The sequence below is a fragment of the Arenicella xantha genome (assembly GCF_003315245.1).
Lineage (GTDB): Bacteria > Pseudomonadota > Gammaproteobacteria > Arenicellales > Arenicellaceae > Arenicella > Arenicella xantha.
In genome coordinates, this window is record NZ_QNRT01000006.1 from 15,593 (window position 1) to 30,484 (window position 14,892).

1 protein-coding gene (running past one end of the window) is annotated in these 14,892 nt (G+C 47.2%); it reads right to left on the reverse strand.

The window, feature by feature from the left end:
* Positions 1 to 14,892, reverse strand: the 3' portion of a protein-coding gene (locus DFR28_RS16795) for an Ig-like domain-containing protein (RefSeq protein WP_147251043.1). 23,982 nt of this gene lie beyond the right edge of the window; only the last 14,892 of its 38,874 coding nucleotides appear in the window; the start codon falls outside the window, past its right edge; its stop codon occupies positions 1 to 3.

Sequence of the window (14,892 nt, forward strand, 5' to 3'; positions counted from 1 at the left end):
TTAATCATTTGTTTTCACTGAAACCTTGGTCTCTTGAACAGGACCTTGTTTCGTTATGTCGTAGACTCTGGCGCTGCCGGAGCTATCAAACCCACCGTTATCGCTGCGTGCAGCACCAATAATGATCGCTCCTGCACTGCTATTGCTAACTGGCCCGATCACGCTAATAGATTTACCAAATTCTGAGTACGGTGTATCACCCTCTCCACGAAAAAGAAGCCGCCAATCATCGCTCGAGTAAATTTCGATAGCTCCTTGATTTTGATCGCCGGAATTCTCTAACCCAACCGCGACATCCAATATTGAGTCTCCATTTAAGTCTACACCACCACTAATTTCACTACCTAAGTGTGAGTTACTTTCGAGGCCAACCAAAGTATGTATTAACAAACTGTCTTCACCTGAGTAAATGTAGATTTTCCCAACGCCATTGAGTACACCGTCGGCTGACGGTGCCCCCACAGCAAAATCATCTATTTCGTCTCCATTCACGTCGCCTACGTTAGCAACCGAGGCACCGAACTCATCACCCTCCACCTCGCCAAGCAAAGTTCCAATAGACGCACCATCAGCACCTGAGTGAATATGTACTGCGCCGGCGCGACGGCCATTGTCTGAGTTACCTGGTGCACCGATAACAATGTCACGTATCTGGTCCTGGTTAATGTCACTAATACTTGCAATCGCGGTACCAAGTCTCTCAGACGCTTGCATTCCATCAATCCGATATTTAATTTCTCTAGATTGACCTGAAACCACAAAGACACTCCCCTCCAAGTAATCGCTAACGTCGGCGTTAGGCGCACCGAGTGCAAAATCGAAATAGCCATCTTCGTCTATATCGCCTAGCGGCTCCATCGAGTCACCCAACCCTTCTGTCAAACTTGTGCTTCTATACTGCTCAAACAACGCACCTGTGTGGCCAGAAAACAGGGCTACGCCCGAGTAACTGCTCACTAAAAAATCATCATAATCATCGCCGTTAACATCCCCAGCTCCACTCACATTTCGTCCAAAATTTGCATACACATCATCACCAAAAAGGCGATGCAATATCGCGCCAGTCGCGCCAGAAACAACAAATGCCCCGCCGGTCTGAATATCGTCATGGCGAAGGCGCTCGGCTCCAATAATTAAGTCCTCAACACCGTCATAATCCACATCACCAGCCCGATCTACCGATGAGCCAAATGATTCGTAAGAACTATGTCCGTTGTAAAAATACACCCACTGATTAAATGTCTCCGCCTCATCACGAGGGTCAATCAATCCATCACCATCAGTATCAGCAATCAATGGATCGGTGACGCCGATATTAGCGAACTCAATACCATCGGTTAATGTGTCATCGTCAGTATCGCTATCATTAAGCGATGTGCCGATTTGGAATTCAATCACATTACTTAGATCATCATCATCAAGATCCAGTCCTGCATCAGCTGCATTCAACGGGTCTAGGCCTAAACTGAGTTCTAGCCCATCTGGCAATTCGTCGAAATCGGTATCGGCGAAAACGGGACTCGTACCATAATCATTCACTTCCGCACCGTCGAGCAGAGAGTCATTATCAGAATCTTCAAGCAATGGGTTACTGCCAATTGAAATCTCAAATAAGTCACCCAACCCATCACTATCGTAATCAGTGTGCTCATCCATATAAATACTCGGATATGGATCCGTCAACGCACCTAGTCCATCGAAATCCCAATCCCCATTGCTCGATACGACACCAACAAACTCCGTCCCATAAGATTCCATACTAATCGCAATATCGCCAAAATTGTCGCCATTAACATCACCAACAGCCGTCGCACTCACCCAGGCAGGAAGACTCCAACCGCTAAACAACTCGCTTCTGTTCAAGTCATAAATCACCGAGCCATCTGCACCAGATACGATTTCAACGCTTCTGATATAGCTACCCTCTCCTCGTACGGCATAAACAAGCAAGGTATCTGCATGAAGATCATTATTTACGTCGCCAGCCGAGGTAGCAAAATATGGAGCGGCTAATTCATAGTACTCATCGTATATCTCCTTAGAAACGAAGCTACTGATTAGCTGCTGACCATCGCCGCCAGAGAAAATCTGAATCGGCACATTAAATCGGCTCTGATCAGGATGTGGTGAAACCAAAATATCTATACTCCCATCGGCATTGACATCACCAGCCTGCGAGACAATAGCACCCATTTGACTATCGTTACCTCCCGATCCGAGCGAACGCATTAGGCTGCCGTCAAGACCAGAATATAGATGTACTCGACTGCGCGTCTCACCCCAGGGGCCTTCCTGATCCGTTACCAAAAAATCATCTATTTGGTCGTCATCTACATCACCAATATAAGCAAATGACTGTCCAAAACTAGACGTATTATGTCCGTTGACAATAGCTGGTGGGCTTGACAAGGTATAAATAAACGCTCCATTCACACCTGAGTATGCATGCAACTCACCTCGCGATGGATTGCCAACGCCAATGTCGATGATATTATCGCCATTCAAATCTCCTATTGCCCCAACTACGCCGCAGGGTTGATCGCATAACTCACTGTCGAGGGAATGACCAGATAATGAAAAGATCAAACGACCAGTTTTACCAGAAATAACATCTGCAAAAAGTTTGAGATTACCATCTTCATAGGTCGTTCTGGCAACCACTACATCACCGCCCCCATCATTATCAATATCACTCAACCCAGCCACAGAGAACGCAAAAGCCTCATCTCCATCACTGGCTAACAGATCGCGCAAGGTTAGCCCCGTCTTACCAGAAACAATTCGAGCACCTCCACCGCTCTCATCATCACGGAAACCGATAATCAAGTCGTCGACCAAATCACCATCAACATCCTTAATACGAGCCAGGCTAGAACCAAATTCGTAATAATCACTGCCATAAGCCGTATCAGACCGCATGCCAGCGGCATCTACATAGTGATACCAGTGATTGTGTGTCTCTTCATCATCATAGTCCCCATCACCATCGGTATCATCACGCAACGGATTAAAACGACGCTCCAATTCTTCACCGTCACTCAAATCATCATCGTCAGTGTAGCGCGACCGTGGATCAGTGCCGTACAGCAATTCATCAAAATCCAAGACTCCGTCGCCATCAAAATCGGTTGTTGAATCTGTAAAATGGTTGGGGATCGGGTCTTCAAAGTTGAGCAAACCATCACCGTCTGGGTCACCACCGATTGAATAGACACGAGCAGTACCACTTCTGTCTCCATTATCCGTGTCTTGGGCATAGACACCAACAAGTATCTCTGCCCTGTCGTCACCTGTTACGTCACCAATGCCGGTGACTGTGAAATTATAAACACGTGAATAATATTCACTTTCCAGTTCAAATAATTGTCGGCCATCAAACCCTGAGAACAACTGCATAGACCCTGCTGACGAACTATTTCTGACTTGGTCCGCCACAACAATTTCATCGAGTTGATCGCCATCTACATCACCAGCACTATCCACGGAAAATCCAAATTTTCCGCTTTCTCGAATTCCTACAAAACGATGTATGAGTCCAAAACCATCACTAGAATAGACATCAACGCGCCCAACTTGAGACATGCCACCTTCATCGCTATAGGGCGCCGATACGATCAAATCTGAACGCCCATCACCGTCAACGTCTTTTGCACCTCGGACAACTTGACCAAACCCACCGCCGAACGCACTAAATTGATGATAAACAGAGAAGTCCTCTCCTGATATCACCCAAGCCGAGCCTTCAACCGATTGATCGAAAACCGGCTCACCAATAACAAAATCGGAAACATTACCATCATCAAAGTCTCCTAACGCGTCGATAGAGTAGCCGAAACGCTGACCACCAGTCAGCTCACGTAATCTTGAACCATCAAGGCCGGAGTAAACGGATACTGTCGATACCGCCGAGGGGTTGTAATTGGTACTCGTGCCGACGTAGTCAGGTGCCCCGACAGCTATATCGCCTCTACCATCCGCATTGACATCACCAATTCCAGCAATAGACCATCCAAAATTTCTACCTTCTCCACTGTTGCCGCCATGAATTGTACGAATAGTGCTTCCATCTGCGCCAGAGACAACGACAACAGCACCCGAATAGACTTCACCCTCATCTAACCTAAGCCCAACAGCAAAATCAGCGATTGTATCGTTGTCGATCAAGCCAACGTCTGCAACGGACAAAACATCATAATCGGAAACAAGCGGCGACTCGATCTCAGCAGGGAACGCCACCTGCAGTAGAGTGGCCCCATCAGCACCGGACACGACTCTAACCGCACCTAACTCTTGCTCACCAGTTTCGCTGCTCTTAGTGTAGATCAGCATGTCATTAACATTGTCTCCATCAACGTCACCCACTGGACTTACAAACTTGCCTAAGCCGTCATTCGGGTTTTGCCCTTTGAAGAAATAATACCAATCATTATCCAAATCATAAGCATCTGAGTGGCCATCACCATCCGTATCAGAATCATTTGGGTTGGTGCGGTGAATATGAACTTCATCACCGTCACTCAAGCCGTCGCCATCTGAATCGCTATTGTGCGGATCAGTGCCCCACCGCGCCTCTTCATCAGCAGATAAGCCGTCGCCATCTGGGTCACCTAAATTGATTGTGTTGGTTGGCTCGCCATTGATCGACAAATATAAGTCTGTCGTCAATAAACTAGGATCACTAATTCTGAACTCAAATCCAAACTTATCGGCATTGCTTATCGCGACCAGATTACCATCTACATAAAGTATCGTATTGTCGAACTCAAGGAATCGACCTTGGACTCTAATATCAAAGAAGCCGTCAGACTCATTAATTGAAACTCCCGTTAGCGTGGCCGGATTGACAGTCGGCAGAAGTTCGACACCTGAATACAAATTAAAGATACCAACATCTGGTACAACAAATCCCGAATAGACTTCCAACAGCTCCGAATACTGCTGATGACGAGGTGAAAATAGAGTTCGAAATGCACGACCATCGGCAGTTAAAAGTAGTTCGGTAAAGCCATCTTCAGTTTCAGAATCGTCTCGAGCATGCTCATACAGCCACACTTCGAGCTCCTCCAACGTTGATCCGGTAGGTTTACTAACAACAATGTCGACAAGACTCTGATCAAAATTTAGTAATTTAGGTAACACTTCTGTTAACAAAGACGCATCCTCTAGAACTTCAATCGCACCAGAGCGACCATTCGAGTTGCCCTCCCTTGAGACACGCTTATAGTCGTCGTAGAAATCGTAGTTGTCTTCAGACCCTGGACTTGATTTGAACAGAGAAAACAAATCACCATAAACATCGAAAGTGCCGTCTGCGTATGGATTCGCAAGGTAAATCGCATTAATCACAATGCCTGCGGTTTGAGCATCTCGAATTGACGTAAAACCTTCTTCAGATAACGATGAAGGCACAGGAACAATACCCGCTAGCGCTTCAGAAACAATTGAATTTGCAACTTGCTTAAAGAAACCTTGCGCTGGTGGTTCGGATACCAGTGCTGGAATATCTTGTGGGTTTTCATACAGAACCGGAGCCGACGTGCTAAGTATCAACACCATCGGAGTTGCGCTAGCGCGCGATCCTTCGCCGGACAATACCGATTGCGCGACTTCCACGCGTTGATTGTAGTTGACCAGTATAGGGTTGTCGTTGATGTCAATTCCGGCTATAGCCGCTGCAATTAACGAACGGTCATTTGTTAAGGTTTGGATAACCGTTGTTTCATCAGATGAAACAGTAATAGCTACACGGGTAGTGGCTAGATTCAAGCCATCGACAAATGACAAGACGGCCGATTTTTGAGCTTCAAGTATCGTGACGAAATCACATATTTCGGGATCCGGTACTTCTGAATCACACTCGGGCGGAAACCCATTCACATAGGCATCAGCATCGAACGAGTTATCGATCATGATGACAAGGTCAGTTGGTAGGAATGAGTAAACCGCACCATCAACCGGCGTTACCAATGCGTACTCATCCGGTAACTCGATCACCACGGTATTGTCAACCGTGACTGGAACTGACTGGCTTAACAGCGGATTCTCAATAAATTCAACGCTCACGCTAGCGCTGCCTTCATCAATAAAGGCTAACCCACCGGTAAAGTCAGTGGTCACAACGCTTAAATCATCGCTAGCATATTCTACTAACTCAAACAGCGATTGAATTTGAACCGTTTCGATACGGCCCTGTGCTTCAAAAGTAGCAGTTACGGTTAATTGTGCAAGATCATCATTCTCACCCATCGTATGGCTAATCGCACTTGGTTCAACAGCGATCCCCGTCACAAAAAACGGGTCAACGTTACGATCACTTGGATCGTACGCCAAAGAGCCAGATACGACCTCTATAAAGTCAGAAACACCGTCATTATCGGTATCACCGAGCAGTGGGTCGGAATCATGTAGCCTGAGCTCATCAAAGTCATTGAGGCCATCCCCATCGGAGTCTGCATTATCTAATTCAGTGCCTTGCGCTACTTCTTCGATGTTTGATAAACCATCGCCGTCTAAATCCTCTTGCCCATCAGAAAGCCCATCACCATCCGAGTCATCATTGTTCGGGTGGTAAATATCCGAGCCGAATTCATAAGCGTTGCTCAAGCCATCACCATCGAAATCGCCGTCGGCTTGTAGCACCTGCAACCATAGAGAATTGCCTACTGTCACTGCCGCACCACTGCTCGACAGAGCGTCGATGGTGACCGCTAATGTTTGACCGTCAGTTAAGCCTTGCCCAGTATGAGTCGGTAGCTCAATCACATTATCAACGCTCGTAATCGACTGCTGCTGAACATCAGTGTACGCCAGCGGATCAACAGATTCGATACGACTAACCGATAACTGCCCGCTTATAGGATCAGCAATAGCTGCAGCTAATTCAATATTGATCGCGGTCGTAGTGCCCTCCAAGACGACCAGTGTTTGCGGAATCTCAATCCTGGCGTCGTACATGCACTGATCAATTTCTTGGCCGAGCAAATCATCATTAGCCGCTGCACCGGTCCAAACCGATGAAGCACTAGATATTTGATAACACTGTCCTAGCTCAAACGGCATCTCTGGTGTGAGAGTCGCGATTGTAGATGTTTCATCAACATAGACAGTTTCGCCGGCTACTTCTATATCCGCTAGCCGCACCTGAACTGCATCGATAGCTTGGTCGACGTTGTTTTCGATAAGCTCGGAGTACACCATTTCCAATGGTGTGATAGTACTGTTAATAGCTTTGACAAATGATTGACTAATTATCGCTGGCTTACGTTTTTCAAACTCAATCTCAAGGTCCGCAAGTGTTGTCAATGAAGCCGGAACATCGCTTCCAGAGAAGCTATCGATTGACACAACAACTGACTCTACCTCCTGATCAGTCACTGTAAACTGCCCTACACCACGATTAACTGAAACGGACTGATCACTCAAAGTAGCGCTGCCGGTCACTGACACGTCGATAGCTAAATTGGCATCAATCGACCCGTTCTCATCGGAGAAGGTTTCTACATGATTGTAAAATTGATCCAAAATAGTTGCGACCATCGTCACTGTTTCGCCAGCTTCAAGGCGTTCCGGCTCGCCGAATGGATGGTTATCTCGCACGCTCTGTTCTAGTCGAACTTGGAAAGCGACATTCGCAAGCACGTCAATCGTTAATATGCTCGATGGCTCAAAGTCTCCCGAGATATTTTCGGTTGCCGTTTGAACTGACCCTGTGGCTGTTAGAGAAGCCGCATACATTCCAGCCGTCTGACTCACCGTCAATGGCACCTGTGCGTGTCCATTTTGCAAGGTCAACACAACTTGTTCGCCAACCGGTTCGAGAGCAGTAACCGCAGCATGGTTCGCAAACCCAAAATGAAAACCACCATGTGGGACCGCAACCGTTAATTGAGTAATCGAGTCGTCAACTACCAAATTACCGCCACGGTCTCGTGCTGTCGCGCTAAGAACAAGTTGTTCATGCGCTCTAACAGGAGCCGAAGTTTGTATTTCAATTAGAACGGTTTCACCGGTGTCGATTCGAATGCGGCGCTCAGTTGATACGTGCGCGCGTGTAACTAAGGCTGCTCGCAACGTATACAAACCTTGTAGCTGGTTCGCATTGACGACAATCGATGCTAAACCGTGAATATCGGAACTTGTTTGACCTAATTCAATGGTCTGCCCCGCCAAGGCACTCGAAACCGGAACCAACTGCCAGCGTATAGACTGATTTGGAACTCGACGGTTTGCATTGTCGAGCACCTCAACTTGATAAACCGGAGTCGCATCTACTGTGAAAGCAATTGGATTAAACATCGGTTGATCAGGTGCTTTAAAGAAACGTAGTTCGTTTGGCACCCTGGTTAACGCAACCGTTTTCGTCTCAGTTTGACCTGACTGTCCAAGGTGATCGATAAGCCGAACCTGAAACTGGTAGTCGTCGTTGGGAATGTCATCATTTGGTAGAATGAAGCTTAGATTAGCCGATCCAAACGGACTATCAACATTGGAAGATGCAACGGTTTTGCCATTAGTTGGTGATATTTCAACCACTTCTATACGTATCGGATCATCTCCTTGGTTTGCTCCAGCTAAGCCCGCGGCCCGAACAACTAGTGGGTTGCCATAAAAGTCATTGGCATTGAAATCAAGGACTAACTGACTCGTAGCCGGTGCTAAATCAGGCTCAATAGATACCTGAATTTCGTCGCTAGCAAGTTGCCCGAGATCATCAATTACCCTAACCGTAAGCGTTTGATCGGTCGCCATACCAAGTCGATCAGCACGCTGGTCTCTAACCCAAGTATTAACCGGCAAGCTGACAGGTCCGCTCGAACTAGGCGGCAATGCTACGGCGGTAGTAACACCATTCCAAACTACTTCAGCGTGCTCAATAGCTACTTGATCTTGAGCATTGAATAACACGTTGAAGCGACCACGTTCGAGCACTGGCGTATTGTTCACCTGCAAACCGGAAATTGTTGGTTTAGTGTCCTCTATAATATTGTATGTGTTTTCGATTTCGAACTCTAAGCCAGCCTTATCCGTAACCGTGAGTTTATATTTCAATACCTGATCTCGCTGCGCCGTAGTCTCCACAAAATGGATGGGGCCATCTTCAAACACAGCAGCGACAATCACGTCATTGCGTTCTAGAATCGCCGATTCGACACCACTACCTGAGTCGCTTACGACACTACTAATCACAAAATCATGACGCTCAACAATTCGATTTCCAGAGAGCAGCGGACCATCAATTGAAAATGGGCTTGCCGTTGGCAACTCGGCATCGGCCTCTCGAATAAACGGGACTACTTGAGAGGATGTTGTGTTACCAAATACGTCGACTGCACGAACTTGTAGGTAGCGCGGTGCACTGTCTGGCTCATCGGCTGGGTAGTCACGATAGATCACGTACTCTGGGCCGTAATGCTTTCCGATAATTTTAAACTTACCAGTCGGACTCTCAGCCTCATAGTATTCAACTTGAAACACCGGCATCGTCGAGTTTGCTACTTCTGCGCGAATTTCAAGTGGCTTAGGTACAAATGTCGGAACTCCCAACTGAGGACTTACTAACGCCACTGAAAATCCATTCACAGGCAAATCTTCGCCCTGCAGAAGCACTTGTCTGGGCAACGATGCAACTATCTCACCTGTCACAGTCTCGACACGAGTAGATAACTCGAACGGTTGCCCGTTGCGCAGATTTGCAGGGACTAACAAGCGCGAGCTAAAAGGTGCACGGTCGGAACCCGATACCAGCTCACCATTTATAAGATAGTTGACTGCTACCACCCCCATGGGATCGGCGACCGACAGCGTCAAAAATTGGCCTTGTTGATACACTGTATCTTCTGAGGGCTCCAGTAATGCTGGGTTTGTAACCTCGCTTAATGCACTAACTTCAAGAACTTGAATACCATCGTTGCCCAACGCCAACGCCATTAGGCCATCGTCAATATCCATCGCCGTTATAGTACTATCGACGTTGTAAGCTGGTTGCTCAGTAAATTGCCAAGTGAGAACATCGATTGCACGAATACGAACATTTCCCGCTAATTTATCAGCTACCCAAACTTGCTGGTCTGCGTAAGCTAACGCGAGAATACCGTTTGTGTCGAACTCTAGCGTGGAATCAATGCCGCTTGAAATAGCATATCGGTGCAACGTGTTCCCTACACTAAAGAACAAGTAATCACCACTAGTAGCTAGATTCTTGATCTCGAGATCAGAATTGCTAAGTATTTCTCGTGCCTCGACCAGTGAGTCGACAACCGGCAAACTACCGAGCTCCATTCGGTGCAAACTGTTAATACTGGTTGCATAGAAGACAGAATCGCCAAACGCAACCAATTCAGTGATTATCGCAGACGGGTCGCCCGAATGAGCAATGCTCCCTAACTGAAGCACTCCAACCTGAGCGAAGTCATCGCGCTTAGCGATATGCAATTGATTACCCGCTGCGGCGACCACGTAGGTTTCACCAACCGCTACCTGTGTGGCGCTTAAGTCGCGGAAAACTGTTTGTTGCTCTGCAAGATGCCTATCACCACTCGAGCTCATGGTTACCGCTTCCACCACGCGACGATCCTGCTGAGAAAGATAAACAGCATTGTCATCTACCGCGGCCACATGACTAGCGACCGTATACGCTTGAGTCGGATAGCTTTCAGTTTCCCAGCGACCATCTACTGATTTTATTACCCGAGCGCCAAACTCTCGAGCCGCTGCCGCTACGACACCGTTTCTGATAGCGACACTATTTACAATACCGCGCGCCGATGACTCAGAGAACCGAGGGCTCAAACCTGTCTCACGTCGATCAAATATAATCGCCTTGCGAGTTATGTCGCCGAACACCATACGCCCAGCAACGATGGTAGCTTTAGACACGTCAGGCAATGCCAGGCCAAAATGACGCGCCACTAAGGTGGGCGAACTTGGGTTACCTAAATCAATAAAGGCTAGACCTGTCTCGTTCAATGCTAAGAGAATACGTCCATAACTAACTAAGGTCTGAACATCAACACTAATTGAGTGCTCACGCGGCAGCTCACCGGAAACAATGCTAATAACTGATTGATTAGCGGTTGCTACTTGGAATACACCTTCGTGGACAACTGCTGAGCGAGCTTCTGGCGTCTCATAGGTTAACTCGACATTACCATTAAACGCATAATCAAATTCCATAAGGGAATCTTCAAACAGAACAGCAAATCCCTTATTGGTAGTCAATAATTGCACCGCATCTGAAGGTTGAACTAACAGATTTGACTGATTATTTTGACCAACAACTGACATAGACGTTGGCGAAATTTCATTACCTGACGTTTGGTATGCCTGCACATTACCGGCGAAATCTCGTGTCAAAAAGCGGTCGCCATAAACTGCTAGTTCAAGCACTTTTGAAGGCACAGAGTAAGTACCGACCACTTGAAACTCTTCAACTGGATCTAATACCACCAAGCGATTGTCTGCAAGTGCCACCAATAAGCGATCGCCTAGCCTACTTAGAGCTAAAATATCGGCATCGAGTTCAGCTAAACGCACACCGTATTGGTCTGTAATAAAGCGCCCTTTTGTTAACCAAACCATACCAACATCGGGCAATATTTGATCAAATGTTAGGCCACTTCCGGTCTCAACATTTGGATGAATACCAGGAACCACCGTAACATGCTGCTCAACTCTACGTTGATTGCCGAATTCATCGCTCACAATTGCTACTACTAGCAAATAGCCAGTGCCATTCGGTACGGTAAAACTAACGCCTCCAACCCCAGAGAAAATTAACTGTTGAGAATCATCATATACCTCAAAAGTAGTACTGCTATTCGAATACACACTGCTCTCAACCAGCGACAATGATAACTCACTACCAGCAAATACTTGCCCTGCCAAGCCTTCAACCTGAGGGGTTTGAACCTGAAGACGAGGAGCTAAACGGATACCAATTTGGCGCTCAACAAAGGCTAATTCGTCACCGTAATAACTGCGCACCTTCAGAAAATATGTATCCAACTGAGGCACTGCAGGAAGGCGCAAATCGAGCGAACCTGATGCACTCGCAGTCAGCACGTCCGCAATTACATTCTGCTCGAAATCAACTAGCGAAATCTTACTAAAGCGATAGTCTTCGTCGGTAGCATGCAGTGACTCATAGTTAATCTGGACAACGTCGCCCTCGCGGTAGGCGGCATTATTGGTCGGTGACAGAATTTGCAGCTTAGAGGTCAAATTTGCATTGTCGATCAACACAGCATTGAGGGCTGGTTGTGCACTCCCATTCACTTCGATCGGCTCATCAAGGTTACTGCTGCCATCAAGCCGTAGCCACTGAAACCCAATCGATTGATGTTCGCCAAGCACGAGTGAAGTTTGCGTCACGCTATGAGAAGCAATGCGTGCATCCGACAAATATCGCACCAACATTGGCACGTCTGCACCACGAGTAAGCATGGCACTAGCTACGGGCTCTATGCGTTGAATAGCCGTATTCAACGGTGCGTCAATGATGATCGTTTCAGCCACATTCACACCGTGAGAGACAGCGATAACCGAAACCTGTGAGGCATCTATCAGATCAGCATAAGCGACGTATAAACCTAGTTGACCATTACGCCACACATGCGTGCTAGGCAGACGCAAGCCATTTTGGTCTTGTAAGTAGACTGTGTTTGCACCAAATGGCAGTCCGTCCATATGGAGTGCGAACTCTACACCGAAAACCGCTGGCTCAGCGGATACACTAAGTGTCGGTGGCGATAACACAGCATCCAACGACTCTATCGATGAATTTATTATCTGTTGCCGATCTGACTCAATGGCCGTATGGAATAGTTGGCCTGGAACAAACGCTCGTAAGGTTTCGCCTGGTAAGGTGCGTTGCACACCAAGTAGTTCTCCTGACCGGTAAGCTCGCCATTGATCACCCTGACGATTTCGAGTGTATATCCAGAACAAATCACCATCGGATACTACATCAACCACTTCTCCGTCGAACACCTGAGGCAACAAACTAGTCAATGCGCCATCAGCCTCTAGTATATGTGCCTGTATAGAATCGGCCGTCCAACTCAGAGCTTGACTTCCTGTCACAGCCAAACCCTGCTGATCTGGCAGCGCAACAAAGCTCACGAGCTGCAATTGAGGTGTTGTGGTAGTCGACACCGCAATCCTTGCCAGCCCCTCATCAGTCAACACCAGTAGGTCTTGGCCATGTGCTTGCGCAGCACGTATCGGGTCGGCCATATGCAACCCGAGGGTCGCAACAAACTGAGAATCGGTTGCCGTAATAAGGCTGATAGTTTCACCGTAACGCAGCCAAATTTTGTTACCCTGCGCGGCCAAAACATCACCGTATGCGGGTTGCGTAACAGGCATTTGGAGATTTTCTTTATCAAAGGCGTGGAACTCAAGACGTTGAGAACCTTGGTCTGTTATCACCACTAACAAGCCGGTGCCGGTGTTGATCATTTGGTCGAGCTTGCCACTTCCATTGGTAACTAATTCGCCCACATTACTCACAATGCGATAACCGCCTTGCGCTAAGTTGATACCGGCAAGAACCTGTACCGCGCTGCCTAGCTGGCTGGCAGCGACTAAGTGATCAATTTTCTCATTAGCCGTCGCGGTTAAAACCACTTGCGGTGCGTCATCGGTGAAATATGCTAGCTTTTCCAGTGTCTTGTCGAAATCAATCTCATTCTGCGATCGGTCCATTAAATGAGCAGACACTCGAACGTCATCACCTAACGCAGTTACCTTAGTACTAAACGGTTCTGCAAAAGACGCAACGGCTGCCACGACGCCATCGGCAGGGTCGATTACAGTCACTGATGACTCACTTGAAAAGTCGGGCATTTCGTCAGGAATCGGCACGTTGACCATCAAATCGGTGCCAGTGAGTATCTGGGTCGTTGGCTTGGTAATTATACTCGCAGCTTGCTCTATGCCAGTATCATCAATCACATTCAAAAACGCGAAGCCGCGAAGCGCTCCTCGTTGCAACCGCGCCAGCACCACAATCGATTCATCCACCGAAGGAATTGTAGCAGTTACCAACTGCCGCTCAGAGTCAGTTGGCTCACGATTGATATGAATCGCTGATTCGGCTGTTGCCGCAACGCCACCTACATCCAGAAATAAGTCTGCTTCCAAAACATTTTTAAGCTTTACTTCAAAGGTAATGGTTTCATTTTCATAAAACGTCTCACCATTGCTCGGGCTTATGATTTCAAGGCTCGGGGCACCATCCGCCGCATTATATGGATACAGATTTACAGTAGCCGTTTCGCTGACATTACCATTGGGGTCGAAGGCGCGTGCTGCAATACTTATACCGTTAACCAAATCTATATCGGCATCAGTCACCTCAACACTGTACCGAGTAGGGTCAGCCAGTGTTTCGAACTCTCCGCCGTCACGGCTTACTTCAACACGGTCAATACCGTACTTATCAAACGACTGTATCAAGATGTCGGTCCGTTCACCAATGGCAACATAATCGCCATCTTCAGGAGACACAATCGATAGGCTTGGCGGCGTACTATCTAAATACAGTAGATAATCATGGTTAATAACTGTACTAAACCCAATTCCATACGTAACCGCTAAACGCGCAGTCATGGTGTATGGTTCATCACCACCGCTTGTTAAATCCTTGATTTTAGGGTTTAAAAATGATGCTGAGACAATGCCGGATTGCGGATCATAACGATCGAACACATCTGCCCGATAAGCATTATTGACTTCATCAACACCCATTCTCGCTTCTGTCACCAAGTCGACATCACCTTGCAAGTCAAAGGTTAGATCAACACGAGTAGATTCTTCTGGTCGCTCCGGATTTGTCACGAAGTTCTCTAATTCAACCTTCGGCTCAATCAACTTAATCTCAAACCTAGTTGG